This window comes from Shinella sp. (assembly GCF_052438155.1).
Classification (GTDB): domain Bacteria; phylum Pseudomonadota; class Alphaproteobacteria; order Rhizobiales; family Rhizobiaceae; genus Shinella.
Genome location: NZ_JBQVPI010000008.1, coordinates 229,141 through 247,618, shown reverse-complemented (window position 1 = coordinate 247,618; position 18,478 = coordinate 229,141). Strand labels below are relative to the sequence as shown.

Genomic DNA, 18,478 nt, shown 5'->3' with positions numbered 1-18,478 from the left:
CCGGCCGTCGCCGCAGGGCGGGCTTTCGCCCTCCCCGCTCCGTCCGGGGGAATGTCAGAGGCCATTCCCCCGGAAAGACCGGGGAGGCTTCGCCCAAGGGGGCTTCCCCTTCGGGAAACGCAAACTCAGGAGACAGACCATGACCGAACTCACCAACTTCATCCGCTTCAACGAAGACAACACGATCAGCGGCAACATTGCCTCGATCTCTTACGACCTCGATATCAGCGGCGAACCCTTCACCAGCACCAATGCGAAAGCGCCGGTCTATCGCCTCTTTGCCAAGTCCCCGCGCGGTCGGCGCATCGAAGTCGGCGGCATCTGGAAGAAGAAGAACCAGAACGGCGGCGACTATCTCAGCCTGTCCGTCAGCACGGGCCATGGCCGGCTCAATGCCAATCTCGGCCGCTTTCCCGGTCAGGACGACGAAGACCTGATGGCCGTCATTCCGTGGGAGTGATGGCGCGACAGAAAGACAGCGGCCGAGGGGGATCGTTCCCCTTCGGCGCTCCGGGAACCTTCGACGACGATCTCAAGGATACGATCATGGATGCCCCGAACATCGACACGCTGGGCGTTGCGCTGGTGGATAAGGGCTTTGAGCCCAACCTTGCTATTCTCGATATCAACAACTCCCTGTCGGTCCCGCACAATTTCGACCTGCCTGCGCCGTGGAATCTTCCGTCGCGCATGTTCCGTTTTCCCATCGAGGTTTGCCGCCCCGATGACGATCAGCCGCGCACCCTCGGCCTTCGCCATCCCCTCTTAGCCGACCATCCCTATGTGCGGCATGTCGAGGCCGTGTTGGGTTTCGAGATCGCCCGCAACGGCGCGCCGAACCGTCACGGCTATTCCACCGCGCCGACCGCCCGCTGGTGGCACGCCGTCGATCTGGTCATGGCAGGGAAATGGCGCGAACTGCTGGAAACGCGGGAATTCACCGAGCCGCATTGCATCATGCACGCCGTGGCGTTCGGTTGCCGCTATTCCCATCATGAGGACAAAAAGGCGTCCGGCTATATCTCGATTGCCGACGCCCGAAAGGTCATGGACGCGGTCGGCGCGCAAGAGCCCAACGAGCGTAGCGCCACCATCCGCGCCTTTTCGGCCCCGAGCCTTCGCCGTCAGGAAAAGGGCGCGGAGCATTGGCCGATCAACACTGGCCGCCTACCCGCCGAGGCGGAGGCGTGGGGCATGATCCTCGGCATCGAGGACGGCTGGTTTCGCCATGACCGTGCCGGTTTCCTTCAATGGTCCGAGCTTGGACGCGAGCGTTACGCGGCCGGCGATAGCGCCTCCTATGTGCAGGCAAGCGGTCAAGCCGCGTTCCTCTTTTAGCGTTGGCACGAGCGGGAAAGGAAAATGCCAGTGAGTAAGCAGACAATTACCATAATCCAAACATTCCGCGCCGAGCGCCGGATCACCGTGGAGGATGCGGCCGGTCACGAGCGCGCCATCGAGGGGTTCCAGAATGGCGATGCCGACATTCCAGCCTTTGACGATCCGGTGGAATACGGTGTGGAATTTGCAAAGCGAGGAATACGAATGAGCCGCTACACGATCATCCTTCTCAAAGGCGAGAGAACGGACGACGAGGCCGTTATCGGTTTCGATCCGCCGCTGCGCACCTTCTTCCTTCAGGGCTTCGAGACCGATGACGATTTTGGCACGCCGGAAATCTGGCTCGGCACCCTCTTGGAGGAATTCCCGACCTTGGAGGGGGTTATCGAGGTGGCCCGCCGAAAGGGTTACGAGGTGAGCGATCTCGATCACGCAGACATGATCGCCATGCTTGCAGAGGCGGGTCACGACTACGAGCCATCCGTCGCGGAAAAACTCGGCTTCATTCGGTAGCTAACCACTACCCCTCCTCCCGCCGTGGAGGGGCAGCAGCGCCAGTGACCGCTTTGCACCCGCATCGAGCGGGCGCAGTGCGTTGCGAGAGGAGCCCCAAAGCCCCTCCCCTCGCCCTCCCCTGTCCGCCCGCGGCGAAACGCGACGCCCCGTTCGTTTCCTGATTTTTGTCTCGATCGCACACGGGACATCGCGCTCGGCGCAGTCGCATCTTGCAATTCCGACACATACGGGCTAAATGTGGTTACGTAACCACGACTGTTGGAGGCTTGATATGACCATCACCACACTTTCAGGCCGGGAACTCAATCAGGATCTTGGCCGCGCAAAGCGCGCCGCCAACGGGGGGCCTGTCATCATCACCGACAGGGGGCGGCCGGCGCATGTCCTTTTGTCGTTCGACGAGTACAAGCGGCTTACCGGAAAAATGCGGACGCTCGGTGACATGCTGGCTGCGCCGGGGGCGGAAGACGTCGACATGCCGCTCCCGCAGCGCACCGAGCATGCCCGGCCGGTCGATCTGTCCTGATGCTGTTGCTCGATACCAATGTCGTGTCCGAACTGCGCAAGGTTGCGAGCGGCAGGGCGCATCCCAATGTCGTGGTCTGGAACGAAACAGTCGATCCGGCCGAGACCTTCATTTCGTCTGTTGTGCTGCACGAGCTGGAAATTGGTGTCCGGCTGGTGGAGCACAATGATCCCGCCGGCGGCAAAGTGTTGCGAAACTGGCTCGAAAATACCGTCCTTACGACGTTTTCGGGCCGAATCCTGCCTCTGGACGAGGCGGCGGCCGTTCAGGCGGCCCGATGGCATGTGCCGGATCCCAAGCCGATCAACGACTCCTATATCGCGGCGACGGCCTTCACCCGTCGCATGACCCTGGTGACGCGCAACATCAGGGATTTCGACGGCATGGGTGTCGCACTCGTCAATCCGTGGGACCTCTCGGAATAGCATTCCGACGATTCGGTCCCGCCGTCATGTCCGACGGTGGAAAGAGACGATGAAATCAATCCACGCTTTCGCTTCCAGCCAACGCGGTCGGCTGTAGCCCTGCGCCTTGAACGTGGCCGGTCTATTGCTCCAATCGCGCGCCTGTTTGCGGAGCTGCAATTCGGTTTTTGCCAGCCAACACTCTCGTTGTGTGCCGCCTGTTTTGCGGTGATGCAGACCGTTTTCCAGCCGCAGCGCCGTGAGGACGGCGCGGCCGCGGCCGCAGCGAGCCGCAGGTGAGCGGAGCAGGCGGAGGAAACCCGCGCTCCCCAATAGCGCCGAAGGGTTTTCCGGAGCCTCGTGGGAAACGGGCGTTTTTTCATGAATGTGATGTTCCTCGGTATGCTGTCAGGCCACCGCCCGTTCCGGTCGGCCGCGCTCTATGCCGATGGCACGGAGCCAGCCTGCGGCCGTCTCCGCCGATCCCGGTACGATCGCTTGTCCGGTCGGTGGCTATGCCCCCGGCACTGAGGCCCGTCGCCGGGCCGCATCTCTGTTTCCGCCCCATGACAGCGCCGGCCGTTCGGATCAAGGGGCAGGCGCGGCACAGCCGCTTGTCGCGCCGGCAAAAAAACGGCTTTCCGCCTGCGGCCTAACCTTCCGTTTTTTCCCCGTCACGACCCCTTGACCCGACCGGCCGTCGCCGCAGGGCGGGCTTTCGCCCTCCCCGCTCCGTCCGGGGGAATGTCAGAGGCCATTCCCCCGGAAAGACCGGGGAGGCTTCGCCCAAGGGGCCTTCCCCTTCGGGAAATCGCGAACCGAGGAGACGGAAAAATGAGCGCAGTCAATGCCTTCCTGATCGAGCCGATGGCAGGAACCATTCGCCCGGTGACGATCAACCTTGAAGGCAGCTATGCCGAGATCAAGGGTTTGGTAAATTGCGACATGATCGACATCGTGCGGGTGAACGGTCTCGATATCATCGTCGATGACAACGGCCTGGGGGACACCGTGCCGTGCCTGACGGAAGTCGCAGGCGCGCCCACGCCGCTGGCTGGAAATCTTCTGGTCACGAAATCCGACAGGCTGGGCGAACTGGTGGACGTAACCGAGGCCATCGAGGGGGTTGCGGCGCTTTTCGCCATTGTCCGTCCGGTCCTTCGCCCGGTCATCGTGGTGTCCGAGCGACCCGGCATCATCGCGGCCGAGATCGCCCGCATCGAAATCATCCTCGACCGCAGCGCGCCGAAAGCCGTGAAAGCCGTCGAGCCGTAAGCGCCAAGCCTCATTATAGAGCGGGGCGGCGATGTCGTCCCGTTTCGCCCCCTCCCCTCCCCGCCAGCCGAAGTGATGCCATCGGAGGAACGGACATGGACGACCGGGAAGAACTGGACCGTCTATTAGGCAAAAGCGAGCGCCCTACCCTGACCCCCGATGGTCAATGGCGTGCCGACTATCGCAAGGCGCAGCGCCAGCGCCGGATTGCCAGCGTCCAGCCGGATATGTTCGGTGCGCCTGCGACCGAGCATTTCCATCGGAATCCGAAGCCGCCAAAGGCGGAGGACTGGCCGCTCGACTATAAAATCACGCGGTTCCACGACCTTTCGCCGGAGGAGCCGGCACAGCAGCTCGCCGCCGATCCTCACACGCCTTCGGCGCGCACGACCCACAAGGCGCTGACACCGGAAGAAGAGGCCGCGATGATCGCCAGCGCGGCGAACTGGCTCCGCCTCGGCCAGCGGGTTCGCATCACCGGCACTTCGCCGTCCATCGATGGCACCAACGAGCGGCGTGTCGGCCGCGTCGGCGTCGTCTGGCGCTTGTGCGGTGAGCCATTTGCCGATTACGTCCATATCAATCTCGACCTGATCGGGCAGAAGCGCACCGAGAAAGTCGTCCTTGTCGAATTGCGCGACGTGGAGCCCACAGAGGGCGAGGACTAAGGAGGGGGCTGGTGGTGTCCTCTCCCTCGGGGCCGCAGCGCGAGTGCCTGGTCCTCACCGCGTCGAGCGGGTCGGACCAGGACGAGGGGGCGCCCCGAAGCCCCGCCCCTCCAACTCCCCTGCCCGCCCGACGAAACGGCGCGCCGCGAGCGGGCGCAGTCGGTTCCGCCTCCCCTCCGGGACGCTATGCTGAGGCTCCCGCGGCTGCGCTCATTCCGCCCGCGGCGCATCGAGAATTCCCGAAATCCCGGCCGACGGCCGGCGCTATGCTGATTCCTCCGATGCGCGCCTTCTCCCAGGATCGTGCCGTGCTCGCTCCGCTCCGCAATGGCCCGATCGGCAGCTATTGTCCGGGATCTCCGCCGTGGGGCGGGCGGCAAGAAGCGCGGGATCGCGCCGGCCGCTGTCATCGAGCCCGCGGGTCAACGCGTCGATGCTCTTGACCGTGTCGATGACGGTCCCGTTCTCGGGCAGCAGGGCATTGTGCGGTCGCCGGTAGATGTCCGGATTTTGCGGCACGAGGATCAGGCCCGGACCGACGCGCCGCGCTTCGCCGATCGTCATCAGCTTCTTGACGCTTGCACCTTCGCCGACTTCGAGCAGGCGAGCACGGCGGTTCGGTCGATCCCGCTGAACGGGACGCCGCCGCCCGGCCTGCCCCATCGGCGCGGATCGCCCTGTTGTAAGACCGAGGCGAAAAATCTATCAAAATCAATGTGCAACCGTTCGATTTTGTCTGGGTTTCCCATCGGCGGGCTCTACGAAAATGTGGGCGAGCGAGATCAGCCCGTGCGTGATGGCACATAGGGCAAATTGCTTTTGATGGGTATGCGTTCCTAGTTTGTTCCGCTTTGGATCTGTAGTCAGTCTGCTTGGGGTCCGCCGCCCTTAAGAAGGCTGGGACACCGCCCTTTCAGGGCGGCCGCGCTCTATGCGCGCACGGAGCCAGCCTGCGGCCGTCTCCGCCGATACCGGTGACGATCGCTTGTCCATAGGGCGCTGCGCACCCGAAGGAGAGGCCCGTTCCGGGCCGCATCGTTCTCTTCGCCCCATGACATCGTCGGCCGCTCGGATCAAGGGGCAGGCGCGGCAAGCCGCTTGTCGCGCCGGGAAAAAAGCGGCTTTCAGCCTGCGGCCGAACTTTCCGCTTTCCCCCGTCACGACCCCTTGACCCGAACGGCCGCCGCCGTGGGGCGGGCTGCGCCCTCCCCCCTCTGTCCGGGGGAATGTCAGAGGCCATTCCCCCGGAAAGACCGGGGAGGCTTCGCCCAAGGGGGCTTCCCCTTCTGGGAACGGGAAACCAAGGAGACCGACAATGACTGATACCAGTGCAGCAACCGAAACCATCACCGTGGCCTTGAACAAGCTGGACCGCGATCCTCTGAACGTGCGCAAGACTTACACCAAGGAGGGCATCCAAGAGATGGCGGCGACCATCCGCGCCGATGGCTACCGCATTCTGCAGAACCTGATCGTTCGCAAGAGCGACAAGCGCGGCCGCTTCTATGTCATCGCCGGCGGCAGACGCCTCGCCGCCCTCGACCTTCTGGCCGACCTGGGCGAAATCGCCAAGGATTTTGCCGTCGAATGCAAGGAGCGCAGCGCCGAGGACGCCACCGAAATCAGCCTGATCGAGAACACGCAGCGCGAAGCCATGCACCCGGTCGATGAATACGAGGCCTATCGCGTCTTGGCCGAGGCCGGAAAATCCGTCGAAGACATCGCGGCCCGCTTCGGCACCACCGAAACCATGGTCCGCAAGCGTATGGCGCTCGGGCGGGTTTCGCCCATCTTGCTCGACCTCCATCGGCAGGAGGAAATCAGCTTCCAGCAGCTTTCGGCCTTTACCGTGTCCGACGATCACGAAAGGCAGGTGGAGGTCTGGAATAGTCTGCCATCGTGGAACTGCGATCAACGCGCCATTCGTGCGGCCCTGCAAGGCGAGGCCGTAAAGGCCACGGACAAGCGCATGAAGTTCATCGGCGGGCTCGACGCCTACGAAGCCGCTGGCGGAGCCGTCAAGCGCGATCTCTTCGATGAGCAGAACGGCGGCTATGCGCTCGACGTCGCTCTTGTCGAAAAGCTTGTTGCCGACCGGCTTGAAGCCGAGGCGGATGCACTTCGCGGCGAAGGCTGGAAATGGGTGGAGGTCGTGCCGGTCGTCCCGAACGAAGCCCACTACATGAACAGGGTCTATCCGTCCGACTTTCCGTTGACGGACGAGGAACAGGCCGAGGAAGAACGGCTGGAAGCCGAACATGACGATCTGGTGGCGCAGATCGAGTCAGGCGAGGCCAGCGAAGACGCCGAACCGCGCATCGAAGCCATTCAGGCGCGTCTGGCGGTTCTGTCGACGGCACAGGAAGACTACACCCCAGAGGACATCGCCAAGGCCGGTTGCTACGTCACGATCGACTATTACGGCAATGTCGAAATCGAGCGCGGTCTCGTTCGGCCCGATGAGGAAGCCGAAAACGAGGACGAGGGGGACGACGGCGAGGAAAACGCGGATAGCGATACCGACGAGGCGGAAGAGGGTGGGACTACGGCCGCGCCGCAGCCCGAACAACGCCTCGAGCCGACCTTCAAGATGCCTGCCCCACTTGTGCAGGAGCTTACGGCACAGAAGACCGCCGCCATCCGGGCCGAACTTGCGCATAATCCGGAGGTCGCTCTTGCGGCCGTGGTGCATGCCATGCTGGTGAACCTCTTCGGCAGCTATGGCGGCAGCGACTATACGTCCCTTGAGGTGACGGTGAAAAGCGAACGTCTCGAAACCAGCATTGCCAATCCGGCGGCGTGCAAGGGCATCGTGGCGCTGGACGAACTCAAGGAAAACTACGGCCACACCATTCCCGGCAAGCCGAGCGATCTTCTCGAATGGTGCCTGGAACAGCCGACGTCAACGCTTCTCGACCTCCTTGCCTATGCGGCGGCAAAGTCCATCAATGCCGTGCAATACCCGCACTATGAGCGCAAGTCGCAGCGCGCCCATGCCGAACGGTTGGCGCAGGCCCTCAAGATCGACATGACGCAGTGGTACGCCCCGACCGGCGAAAACTACTTCGGCCGGATCAGCAAGGCGGGGATCAAGCAGGCGATCACCGAAGCCGCTGGCGAGGATTTCGCGCTCGGCGTTCCCGGCATGGAGAAGGCGAAAGCCGTGGAATATGCCGAACGGAAGGTCACCGGAACCGGATGGCTGCCCGCGCCAGTGCGGATTGCTCTCACGGCCGAGCAGGAGCGTGAGCGGATGGCGCAGGCCGATGGCGAAGATGACGGCGTTTGCCCGTTCGACATCGATGACAAGCCGAACGCCGAACACCAGCAGCTCCCCGTAGCAGCCGAGTAATCGGTTGCGACAGGTCGCGCCAGTCTCCGGCGCGGCCTGTTCCACCCCCTGAATTTCTCAAAACCAGCCGCAACGAAACGCCGGGCATTGCTCCGGCGATTGGCGAAGTGAGCCCTGCGGCCCGGCCCGGACAGGTGATCCTATGACCTCCCCCCGTCTCAATCCCATCGTGAAGCTGTTTGAAACCTGCCGATATAAGCATGATCTCTACACCGTCTTTGGAGACTGGTGCGAATGCTCCGCCATATCCATGAGCAATGCCGTCGATGTGGCGAACTTTGAGAAGCGCGAGGCTCGATATGTCGAAATCGCTCGAAAATGCGGGAGCGAAACCATGGCGACATTCTCGAAAATATTCGGTGAGGTGGTCATGGCGCTGGAGGAAAAGCCGCAAGATATTTTGGGCATGACATTTCATGCTCTCGAATTGCACAACAAGGCGAGGGGGCAATTCTTCACGCCGTACCCCATCTGCCAATTGATGGCCCGCATTATCGCCGGGAGCGCCGAGGACATGCAGAAGGCGATTGCGGAGCGTGGCTTCATGCTTGCGCAGGAACCCGCCGTAGGGAGCGGCGCAATGATCGTCGCGCTTGCCGAGGCCATCCTTGAAGCGGGCTTCAACTACCAGCAGCTTCTCCATGTGACCGCCGTGGACATCGACCCGCGCGCCGTCCACATGGCCTATATCCAGTTTTCGCTCCTTCATATTCCGGCGACCGTCATCGTAGGCGACAGCCTGGCGATGCGGTTCCGGGAGGAATGGCGCACGATGGCCCATGTCATGGGCGGTTGGTCGACAAAGTTGCGGCGCGCAAGGGAAAACGCCGGGGCAGGGGTAGGGGAAGAGGAAAGGGCTCTTCCTGTTGCGGTACCGCGACGGGCTGCGGTGGTCGCCGCTGGCACTTCCGCACCAAAGCAAGGAGCCTCCGCGCCGGCCCTTGAGGGGAATGGGCAATTGCGCTTGTTTTAGACCGCAGCGCAGAGGCTAGAAGCTCCGACCGGATTGACCGGCCGGAGCTTTTTTGAGAGGGGGGCTGGCCGGCCCCTCTCAATCTCTCCCCCATGAAGGGGGCAGGGCAGAGCCCCCCCTTCAAACCCCCACCCACGAAAGGGGGGGGCCACCCCCTCCAAACCTCCCCGGCCCAAGCGGTCGCGGCCCCTTGCCGGGGCCGCGGGCTCATCTCTCTCTCTGAATTCCTCAGTGTCGCATTCGCCCCTGCGCCATAAAGGACGAGCGGTTCCCCCAAAATGCTGACGCATTTCGGTTCCCCCACCCGCCGCCTCCGGCGGTCGCTTCGCGATCCTTGACTGCTTGGGTCGCCAATGCGGGCTCCTTTTCGTCAGAGCGAAAAGGAGGCTTCTATGACACAACTGAAAGTCACCATTTTCGACGGCGGCAGCGCAGAATACTGGAGGCAACGGACAGAAGGCTTCCGGTTGATCCGCGAAGCGGAGCATGCTGCGCAGCGACTAGCGGATGCGCCGATGTATCTTCACGGCGGCTACGACGAGGACGGCGACGTGATCGCCATCGAAAACCTCAGCCCCCATGACGATATGGAAGATGCAATCCGGGTGATCGAGGCGAACGAGACGGCCGTGAGTATCCTCGTGGCGCAGGGACGCACTAGGATAGGAGGCTGCGAGATCAGGGCAGTGATCAAGGCGATGGCGCCCGACTATGACGGCATCGAAGATCCGGAGCGCAATCCGCTCTGGGGACCGGCCACCGACTGAGATGCAGGCGAAAGGCGGCTACGGCCGCCTTTCGCCTTTACCTCGACAAGTGAGCCTGGTCAGCCGGTTCGACCGGCCGACCAGGCTGATGAACGAGGCCAAGCCCCCTCCTCCGGGAAGGGCAAGCCCCTCCCTTTGAAGCCACCCGTGGGGAAAGGGACGGTTCCCTCCTCCCTTTCCCCAAACCCCTATCCCCCTCCCTCGGTTAAGTGCTCGCGTATGTGATATCGTTTGAGGCGGGGCGAGATTCGGTCGTCAGTCACGATTTTCTGCAGCTTAACAGCTGTTAAGTTGCGTCTGGATTTGGCCAACTTGTCAGCTGGAGGAATCCGCGTCACGTCAGCGCGAACTTAACAGCTGTTAAGCCGCTCAGGTCTGGTCAATGGAATGCCATTTTACAGAACCGAGCGCCTCCGCACGATCCACCATTTTAACCTTTCGTTAACGAAAAACACCTTGAAGAATCGGAGTCTGTCTGGCATCCATGACGGAAATGATCGCGTATCGCGTCCAAAACCGTCAAGAGGAATAAATGCTTCAACCGGCTTCTCGAAGCGTCACCGATACCGCATCGAAGATCGGCAGTTACACGTCGAAGCTGTCGGCGGAACTGCATGAGATGCGCGAAGGCTTCTATCCGCCGACCGCGAAGAAGACGTTTGCGCGCACCTTCTCGACAACAGACCTCGTGCGACTGCTGAAAGTTCCTGAAAGCACGTTGCGGCAGCTCACCATCGAGGGGAAGGGGCCAGTACCCGAGCGGGCGGACAACAATCGACGCACCTATACCGTTGATCAGGTGAGAGAGCTGCGCGCATTTCTCGCGGAGCTTCGTCCAGACGATGCTCAAACTCTGCTGCCCCATCGGCGTGCAGGGGAGAAACTGCAAATAATCGCGACAGCGAATTTCAAGGGCGGCAGTTCCAAAACGACGACCTCCATCCACCTTGCCCATTTTCTTGGCCTTCAAGGCTATCGTGTTCTTTGCATTGACCTGGACCCCCAAGCGTCAATGACGGCATTGTTCGGTCTCCAGCCGGAATTCGATCTTGGCGAGAATGAAACGGCCTATGCTGCGATCCGGTACGACAACGACCGGCGGCCTCTGGCAGACGTTATCCGGACCACGTATTTTCCGGGGGTCGATCTCGTGCCTGGAAATCTGGAACTCATGGACTTTGAGTTCGACACCCCTTCCTACCTCTCGCAGAAAAATCGTGATGATCTCGGACTGTTCTTTGAGCGGCTCAACAACGCGATCGCTGGCGTAGAGGATCGATACGACATCGTAATTCTCGATACGCCGCCGTCGCTCGGCTACTCCACGCTTGCAGCACTTTATGCGGCTACGTCCCTGATCATCACGGTCCATCCCGCCATGCTGGATGTTGCGTCGTGCAATCAGTTTCTCATCATGATTTCCGATCTCAGTGAAACCCTGGCGGAGTTCGGTGCCCGGTTCGAGCACGACTTCTTCCGTTTCCTATTGACCCGCGTAAACCCGAACGATGGGCCGCAGAAATATATGTCGGGTGTCATGCGCCGTCTCTTTGGAGGCGACGTTCTGGTTGCCGATGCCTTGGAATCGACTGCCATCGCCGGTGCTGCAGTCGCCAAGAAGACCCTCTACGAGCTTGAAGCAGGCGAGGTCGGCCGAGAAGCGCTCAAGCGGGCTATCGAGAGCGCCGACCGCGTTAATTTCGAAATTCTTGAACTCGTTCACAAGGTTTGGGGGCGTAGCGCATGAAGAAGAGCATACTCCAACGGATGGCGGCGGATGCCGAAAATCGCGGTGATGCAGCTCCTGCAAGCGATGGGACGGACAGGATTGGCCTTACTCGTCGCCACTCATCTCCAGTCGTCTCCAACGTAGGAAGGGCGCTTTCCCACCTCAGCGAAGACGTTATTGTTTCTCTCGATCCCTCGAAAGTAGAGGCTTCGCCCTTCAAGGACAGGTTTGAGTACGATGCAGAAGCCGATGAAAAGTTCGGTGCCTTGAAGTTCTCAATAGCCACGGAAGGCCAAAGAATCCCAGTCCTTGTCCGGCCTCATCCAACCAAGAGGGATCACTATCAGCTTGCTTATGGGCGCCGTAGGCGCGACGCCATCTTGGCAATCATGGCGGAGGCTGATCGTCCTGAAACCATCAAGATCAAGGCCTATGTGCGTGACCTGACCGATCGCCAGTTGATCGAGGAGCAAACGCTTGAGAATGGTCCCCGAGAGGATCTCAGTTGGATCGAGAAAGCAATGTGGGCCGTGCAGCTGAAAGCCAGCGGCATTTCTCAGCGTGAAATCGCTTCGATCATGGGGCTATCCGAAGTCGCGGTCTCACAAATGTTCCGCGTAACGTCCGCCATTCCGGAAGACATCATCTTTGCAATAGGTCGTGCTCAGTCAGCGGGCCGCCCGAAATGGACCGCGTTTGCAGAACTGCTGAAGGACGCGAGCAAGGTTGACGCCGTCCGAAAAATTGTCCCCACGGCCGAGTTTCAACAGGCAGACGGTGCTGGGCGTATTTCCCTGGCAATGCGGGCGACCACCTCGCCGGTGTCTCAGGCGGAAGAACACGTACAGGAAGAAATTCTTGACTTCGTCATTGGCGGCCGCGTTTTCGGCCGCATGAAATCTACCTTGTCGGGAACGATCGTGACGATCCCGAAAAAGGAGCAGGTCTTTGCGCGATGGCTGGCAGAACGAATGCCGGAGCTGATGCGTGAGTTCAACGCGGCCGATCCCTCGCAGTAAGCGGGATTTCGGCTGAGAGGATCAATTGGTCGGAAGGAGAGACCGCCGCAAAAGAAAAAGACCCCCAAAGCGTTACCGCCGTGGAAGTCTTCCTCTGATCTAAGCACCCAGAGAATCGCATTTCCACGAATCACAGTCAAGAGTCTTTGGCGCCGTTTTGGTGAGTGGATTTCTTTTGCCTTTTGAGAGGTGAAGGTAAATGCAGATAGGACGTGTAACGACGCCTCATGGGCGGCCGATGACGCTTGCCTTGGTGAAAGGACAGCTCGCGACGGCCGATCGCCGCCCGAGTAAGGCGGTCAACAAATGGAAAGTCTTCAACGACGTCGGCGAGGCGAAGGAAGTCTTCGGCCTGCAAGACCGTTCGATTACGGTGCTGCAGGCGCTGCTGAGCTTCTATCCGAGCGACGAGCTTTCCGATGAGGGTGGCGGCCTGGTCGTGTTCCCGTCGAACAACCAGTTGTCCCTTCGCGCGCATGGCATCGCCGGGACGACCTTGCGCCGGCATCTTGCCGCGCTGGTAGACGCAGGATTGATCGAGCGTCGCGACAGCCCGAATGGCAAGCGCTATGCCCATCGAGGCAGGGGAGGGGAGATCGAAGCGGCCTTCGGCTTTAGCCTCGCGCCCTTGCTTGCCCGCGCCGCCGAGTTGGCGAACCTCGCGCAACAGGTTGCTGCCGAGCGTCTTCGGTTCAAGCGCGCTAGAGAGGCGTTGTCGCTTTGCCGGCGTGATGTCCGCAAACTGATCTCAGCCGCCATGGAAGAGGGTGCGGACGGCGACTGGGCCGCCATAGAGTCGATGTATATCGACCTCGTCGCGCGCCTTTCGCGCTCTCCTCGGCGTGAAGATATCCATGCTGCGCTCGACGAAATGGAGCTTTTGCGCGAGGAAATCATCAACCGATTGGAAATTCAGCTAAAAGCAGAAAAAACGGACGTCAATGACCACCATGATGACCGTCACATACAGAATTCAAAACCCGAATCCTTCCTTGAACTTGAACCTCGCTCCGAAAAAGAGCAGGGCGAGATGCCGAGCCAGAAACCGAAACGGATCGCCGAGCCGCTGAAGGCTTTCCCCTTGAATGTGGTACTGAAGGCATGCCCCCAAATCGCGGATTACACGCCGGGAGGCCGAATAGACGGTTGGCGCGATCTGATGACGACCGCCGTGTTGGTCCGGTCGATGCTGGGCATCAGTCCATCGGCCTATCAGGAAGCCTGCGAGGTGATGGGAGGCGAAAACGCCGCGATCGCCGTCGCCTGCATCCTGGAGCGGGCGGAGCATATCAATTCGCCGGGCGGATATCTCCGCGATCTCACACGGAAGGCGGCGCGCGGCGAATTCGGTCTCGGGCCAATGTTGATGGCTGCGCTGAGGGCGAATGGAGGAGCCGAGAAGCGGAGCGCGTGACGATCCGCTTCCGCGGGTCAGGAAATGTCGGGAATCCGGTCCGCGATCTTCACGAGATAGTCGTCGATCGCCTCCTCGATGTAGCTGTTGAACTTGCGGCGCTCGATGGCGGCGAGGATCTTCAGCTTCTTGTGGACCTCGGCACGGATATGAATGCCGGTCGTGACCTTTTCGGTGTCGCGGAACCGTTTCCCGGCAATAGGATCGCGACTTTCGCCCTTGGCGACCAGGTCGCGGAACTGGGTTCGGCCGACTGTCGGCTTTGAAGAGGTGGCGCCTTCATCGTCGGTGTTCGACGGGGGAGGGGAAGAGGCTGGTTTTTCGCGCACCGATGGCCGGTCGCGGCCCGTCGAAATCAGCCCGAGGACGAGGTTCTTGTTATCCGATCCTTCGCTCATAGCAGAGCCTCTTTCGCTGTCGATCTGTAGAGGGTGAGCAGCTCGCCGAGTAGGGTTTCCATCTCGGCAATTGCCTTCGGGTCGGATTTCGCGACGGTCTGGAGCGTGCCGGCGGCACCGATCGACTGATAGGAGGCGCGCCGGGCGATCGGCTGCGACGAAAGGGCGACACCGCTCTCCCGCAGGATTTCGCGCAGCGGCTCGTGGGCCTTCGCCCGGCCGGTGACAAGATCATGCTGGTTGATGACGATCATCGCCGGCAGCTTGCGTTTCTGGTCTTCCTCGACCACCGGAATATGGTTCAGCGCGAGCTGCATTCCGGCGACCACATCGTCCTGGGTGGTTTGCAGCGGGATCAGAACGATGTCGGCGCAATAGAGACCGGCGAACAGGTTTTCATTCGTGGTTCCCTCGATATCGATGAAGACGATCTTTCCTTCGAATTGGTGCTCCAGCGCCATCTTGTAGATCCGGTTCGGGTCGAGGCAGCTTTCCGCCTCCAGCCGGTCCGGCCAGACGTTCATTTGTTTCGACATCGCGACCCAGCGCATGGTGTTTGCCCGGCTGTCGGCGTCGATGAGAAACACGTCGTTGCCGGCATGGGCGGCCGTGCCTGACAAGGCACGGACGAGCGTTGTTTTGCCGGTCCCGCCCTTTGGGTTGGCGATGGTGACGATCATGGTGGCTCCTTCAAATGAATAAACTATAATTACTCTCTTATCCTCTTTCCGCAACGAAATCATTGCCCATTGTTCGTTCACCATTGATGATTGACGATTGATGATTGCCCAATGACAACGGGCAATGGTGAATGAGCAATCATCAATTGCCCGTTGTTAACGGGCAAATGGAGCGCGGTTAACTGTCAATAGTTAATGAGTAATTGGCAATTGCCCGCGATATCGCTGGCAACGATCGCATTAATAACGGGCAATTGTTCGCGGGACAATTGCGCGCCGCTATCGACGTGACATGATGGCGAGAGTGAGGATGCATGGTCGAGCGAAGCAGGTCAGTGAATAAAATATAGTTGTCATTTATTGTGGCAGGATAGTCAAGTTTGTGGTACAAACTCGACGTCGCCCCGCCCCCTAGCAGGGCTCAGGTTCGCGCCGGTGGCGCTCTGGGGTCGCCTCCGGCAACCTGGCAAGAGGAAGGAAAGCGATGCGCAGCGAGGTGGTCAGGGTCCGTCTAAGGCCGGAGGAGCGGCAAGCTCTGGCGGATCTTTGCGGCGACGATCGCACCGCCAGCGACGTGATCCGGCTGCTGTTTCGCGACCAGGCCGGTCTGCCGCTCCCGGTCGGACCGGCCGAAGCTCTGGCCTTGCGCGGCACCAATGAGGAGCTTCGGCGCATCGGCATCAATCTTAACCAGGCTGTCCGCGCGATGAATGAAGGGCGCGTCGGCTACGAACCGCATCTCGACGCCGCGCTGCGCCGCCTCCTTGAGGGTGTCTTCCGCTTGCGGGCGGACGTCGACCTGATGCTGCGGATCAGCCGGCAGGAGCGCAGGAGGGGCAGTCATGGCCTATGACTGGTCCAGCCTGCTCGGGGATATCGAGAGCTTTACCGTGCTGCGGGCAAAATCCCTTCTCGACGAGGAAGACGAGCGTCGCCGCCGAGCAGGAGCTTTGCAGATTGCCGTGGCCACCGAGCCGTTACAGCAGCGGTTCATGCCGTCCGGTATCGTCAGGAAGAGCCGAATGACGGCTGTCTCTGCCCATGAGACAACCATCGGCGCCATCCTGCAGCCAGCTCAGGCAGCGCCGCAGGAGATCATCGCTCTGGTCGCCGCTCTCGGCGCAGGTTCGAACTCCGAGATGGATGACGAGCACCGCAGGTCGGGCGGCGGGGGAGGGGGATCGACCAAGGGGGCTGGTATCGTGCCATCGCGTGGTGTTCGGCCGTCCGCCGCGAAACAGGCATCGGCCGAGAGCACAAGCCGCGCGGCGATCGCGGGCGGGGCGCAGCCCGTGGTGATCAAGGTGACGTCGACGGTATCGAGCAGGGCGTCGGCCGCCGGCCTGATGACCTATCTGGGAACGCGCGAGGTTGAGAAGGAAAACGGTGAGGAGGGCAAAGCGGATATTCCGATCTTCGACCAGGACGGGGTCGCAATTGCGAGCCGCGAGGAACGGGCCGCTGTCCTTCAGGGCTGGATATCGGAGTTCCGCGAACCCTACGCCCTTGATGCTGTTGCCACTATGTCGATCAAACTGGGGGATGCGCTCAGTGACGAGGAGCTGCACGACGCATTGAATGCAGCCTTCGGCGCCAAGCCGTTCCTCTATTCTCGTCGCCAGGATGGAAACGTCTCCGTCTATGCTGTCACAAACCTGCCTGCGAAGAAGCTCGCCGGCGCGCTCAGGGCGCGCGAAAAGGATGATGGGCCGGCCCGCACGCTCGATAAGGCCGAGGCGGATATCGCAGGCAAGATGTCGGACGCTGGTGTTATGGCCGAGGTGTGGATTGTCGGCGCTGCGGTCTCCGACAAATCGGGCCGGTATTTTTTGGAGAAGTTTCTCCGAAACGAGAAGCACGTCGTCACCAGCGCCAGCGAGGCGGTCAAGCATGGCGCAGCGGTGAAGGATGTCGCCGACGGGATCTGGCGGGGTTGGTCGGCCGATATCCGGACGGTCGAACCGCGCAACGCCTTTCATGTGATTTTCTCCGCCCGAGCCGGCACGGATGCTGATGCGATGAAGCGTGCCGTGCGTGACTTCCTCAGCGAGCAGGTGGCGGGCCATCGCTGGATCACGGCCCATCACCCCGATACCGGTCATGTGCATGTCCACGCGATGATCTCGGCGCGAGACGATGTCGGCAAGGCACTGCGGCTCACGAAGCCGGAACTTTATGCATGGCGGGAGCGGTTCGCTGCGAAGGCGCGGGAGCACGGCATTGCCATGGTCGCCACCCGCCGCGCGGATGTGGCAGCCACGCGGCCTTATAGCCAGGCACAGGCTGGCGCCTTTGAGCGCGGCCGCGCCGATCCGCGCTATCTGAAATCCGCTGCGGTCAATCAGCGGGTGGAGCGCAAGCGGGCAAGCGTCGCCGATCATGCAACGCTTGCCAACGGCAATCTTGCGCTCGCCTCGAAATGGCAGGCGACGGCCGCCGTGCTGAAGCAGGCCGGGGCGAAGCCATCGGTCATCGCAGCAGCGGATCGTTTCGCAGCCGCGGCCGCAGGCTATGCCCAGAAGTCCGCGGCCCAACCTGCCTCGGGGTTCGTTCTCTTGCGGGTCGCGGTCGAGCAGCCGGCGGATCAGGCGAGGGTGGTCGCAGCCATCCAGAGCGCTATCGGGGCCTGGCGTGAATCCGTCTTGGTGGATGGAAGCGAGATAACCGTTCTGATGCCAACATCGGTGAGCGCCAGCAAGATCGAGCGGGAGCTGGCGCGACAGAACGATGAATTCGGCCCCGGCGCCGAGATGCAGGCGGTCTCCCGTGACGTCGAAGCACGCCTGCTCCAGGCGGGATTAAAGACCTCCGTGACCGTGGAAGCCGCAGGCTCGGCAAAAGACGGCGGGCCGACGGCCTGGCTGCAGAACCGCTTCGACGCGGCTCAACGAAATACTGATACCGAACCAGCGGCGCCTTTGACGGGCCTGATGACGCTCATAGCAGACCTCAAACAGCAGAAGGAAAGTGCCATGCCCCTATCACTCGAACAGTTCGACGAGCGCGTTGCGCGCGCCAACAAGTCGATGGATCGCCTCGAGGGGATGGTCGACAGCGGCGCCGAGCGCCAGGCTGTCGAGGAAATGCGCAAGGAAATCGCGGCTCTGTTCGAGGAGCAACGCCGTGATATTCAAATGCAGCAGATGCCATTGACCATGCCGGCCGGCGGAGGAGGGGGCACGCCGACGACGGCTCGCGTCGAAGACGGCCAAACCCTGGATCGGCCGACGCCTTCGAATGTCGATCCTGCCATTGCCGCTCAGCAGCAGGCGATCGCCGCCGGCCGCGCCGCGCGCGCTGCCCGTGAACAGGCCGGTGCTGCCAAAAATGCACAGGACGAACAGCGTCAGCAGATCCTCCGGCAAGCCGAGCAGGAGCGCCAGCGCAGCAATGACCGGGATGGCGCTGAGCGATAG

General features: G+C 61.5%; 18 protein-coding genes. 15 read left to right on the top strand and 3 right to left on the bottom strand.

Annotated elements, in window-relative coordinates; all coding sequences use genetic code 11:
- Nucleotides 1-139 precede the first annotated feature (139 nt).
- The 7 genes from ACT6VE_RS17460 to ACT6VE_RS17430 all read left to right on the top strand — a co-directional run bounded on the left by ACT6VE_RS17460 (nucleotide 140) and on the right by ACT6VE_RS17430 (nucleotide 4,730).
- Nucleotides 140-460, top strand: coding sequence for a DUF736 domain-containing protein (locus ACT6VE_RS17460; protein WP_444799797.1), 321 nt, complete (start codon nucleotides 140-142; stop codon nucleotides 458-460).
- Nucleotides 460-1,338: a hypothetical protein gene (locus tag ACT6VE_RS17455; RefSeq protein ID WP_444799796.1), complete on the top strand. Its 879-nt coding sequence runs from the start codon at nucleotides 460-462 to the stop codon at nucleotides 1,336-1,338. Before ACT6VE_RS17460 ends, ACT6VE_RS17455 begins: the two co-directional genes overlap by 1 nt.
- 30 nt (nucleotides 1,339-1,368) lie before the next feature.
- Nucleotides 1,369-1,854: a hypothetical protein gene (locus ACT6VE_RS17450; RefSeq protein ID WP_444799795.1), complete on the top strand. Its 486-nt coding sequence runs from the start codon at nucleotides 1,369-1,371 to the stop codon at nucleotides 1,852-1,854.
- Between the two features lie 274 nt (nucleotides 1,855-2,128).
- Complete coding sequence (locus ACT6VE_RS17445; protein ID WP_444799794.1) at nucleotides 2,129-2,383, top strand: type II toxin-antitoxin system Phd/YefM family antitoxin; 255 nt, start codon at nucleotides 2,129-2,131, stop codon at nucleotides 2,381-2,383.
- The gene (locus ACT6VE_RS17440; RefSeq protein WP_444799793.1) at nucleotides 2,383-2,808 is read left to right on the top strand and encodes a type II toxin-antitoxin system VapC family toxin; all 426 of its coding nucleotides are present in this window, start codon (nucleotides 2,383-2,385) and stop codon (nucleotides 2,806-2,808) included. The genes ACT6VE_RS17445 and ACT6VE_RS17440 overlap by 1 nt, the downstream gene beginning before the upstream one ends.
- 813 nt (nucleotides 2,809-3,621) lie before the next feature.
- Nucleotides 3,622-4,062, top strand: a complete 441-nt coding sequence (locus ACT6VE_RS17435) for a DUF3846 domain-containing protein (protein ID WP_444799792.1) — start codon at nucleotides 3,622-3,624, stop codon at nucleotides 4,060-4,062.
- A 95-nt stretch (nucleotides 4,063-4,157) separates the two neighbouring features.
- The gene (locus ACT6VE_RS17430; RefSeq protein ID WP_444799791.1) at nucleotides 4,158-4,730 is read left to right on the top strand and encodes a hypothetical protein; all 573 of its coding nucleotides are present in this window, start codon (nucleotides 4,158-4,160) and stop codon (nucleotides 4,728-4,730) included.
- Nucleotides 4,731-4,994: 264 nt separating this feature from the next.
- Here the strand turns inward: ACT6VE_RS17430 and ACT6VE_RS17425 are convergent, their stop codons facing one another.
- Nucleotides 4,995-5,393 carry a hypothetical protein gene (locus ACT6VE_RS17425; RefSeq protein WP_444799790.1) on the bottom strand — a complete coding sequence of 133 codons (399 nt, stop codon included), beginning with the start codon at nucleotides 5,391-5,393 and terminating at the stop codon, nucleotides 4,995-4,997.
- A 652-nt stretch (nucleotides 5,394-6,045) separates the two neighbouring features.
- Here ACT6VE_RS17425 and ACT6VE_RS17420 point away from each other — a divergent pair.
- From ACT6VE_RS17420 to repC, 6 genes are all read left to right on the top strand, one after another.
- Complete coding sequence (locus tag ACT6VE_RS17420) at nucleotides 6,046-8,082, top strand: ParB/RepB/Spo0J family partition protein (protein WP_444799789.1); 2,037 nt, start codon at nucleotides 6,046-6,048, stop codon at nucleotides 8,080-8,082.
- Nucleotides 8,083-8,224: 142 nt separating this feature from the next.
- Nucleotides 8,225-9,055, top strand: a complete 831-nt coding sequence (locus tag ACT6VE_RS17415; protein WP_444799788.1) for an N-6 DNA methylase — start codon at nucleotides 8,225-8,227, stop codon at nucleotides 9,053-9,055.
- A gap of 392 nt (nucleotides 9,056-9,447) precedes the next feature.
- Nucleotides 9,448-9,822, top strand: coding sequence for a hypothetical protein (locus ACT6VE_RS17410; protein ID WP_444799787.1), 375 nt, complete (start codon nucleotides 9,448-9,450; stop codon nucleotides 9,820-9,822).
- Between the two features lie 532 nt (nucleotides 9,823-10,354).
- Nucleotides 10,355-11,569, top strand: coding sequence for a plasmid partitioning protein RepA (gene repA, locus ACT6VE_RS17405; RefSeq protein ID WP_444799786.1), 1,215 nt, complete (start codon nucleotides 10,355-10,357; stop codon nucleotides 11,567-11,569).
- Complete coding sequence (gene repB / locus ACT6VE_RS17400) at nucleotides 11,566-12,570, top strand: plasmid partitioning protein RepB (protein ID WP_444799785.1); 1,005 nt, start codon at nucleotides 11,566-11,568, stop codon at nucleotides 12,568-12,570. The genes repA and repB overlap by 4 nt, the downstream gene beginning before the upstream one ends.
- 199 nt (nucleotides 12,571-12,769) lie before the next feature.
- Nucleotides 12,770-13,984, top strand: coding sequence for a plasmid replication protein RepC (gene repC / locus ACT6VE_RS17395; protein ID WP_444799784.1), 1,215 nt, complete (start codon nucleotides 12,770-12,772; stop codon nucleotides 13,982-13,984).
- Between the two features lie 17 nt (nucleotides 13,985-14,001).
- On the opposite strand, the gene ACT6VE_RS17390 is transcribed toward repC, so the two are convergent.
- Nucleotides 14,002-14,382 carry a hypothetical protein gene (locus ACT6VE_RS17390; protein ID WP_444799783.1) on the bottom strand — a complete coding sequence of 127 codons (381 nt, stop codon included), beginning with the start codon at nucleotides 14,380-14,382 and terminating at the stop codon, nucleotides 14,002-14,004.
- Nucleotides 14,379-15,062, bottom strand: coding sequence for a ParA family protein (locus tag ACT6VE_RS17385; RefSeq protein ID WP_444799782.1), 684 nt, complete (start codon nucleotides 15,060-15,062; stop codon nucleotides 14,379-14,381). The genes ACT6VE_RS17390 and ACT6VE_RS17385 overlap by 4 nt, the downstream gene beginning before the upstream one ends.
- 484 nt (nucleotides 15,063-15,546) lie before the next feature.
- Here ACT6VE_RS17385 and mobC point away from each other — a divergent pair, with 484 nt between their 5' ends.
- The gene (mobC, locus tag ACT6VE_RS17380; protein ID WP_163906375.1) at nucleotides 15,547-15,915 is read left to right on the top strand and encodes a plasmid mobilization relaxosome protein MobC; all 369 of its coding nucleotides are present in this window, start codon (nucleotides 15,547-15,549) and stop codon (nucleotides 15,913-15,915) included.
- Entirely contained in the window at nucleotides 15,905-18,478 is a 2,574-nt protein-coding gene (locus tag ACT6VE_RS17375; RefSeq protein ID WP_444799781.1) for a relaxase/mobilization nuclease domain-containing protein, read from the top strand. Before mobC ends, ACT6VE_RS17375 begins: the two co-directional genes overlap by 11 nt.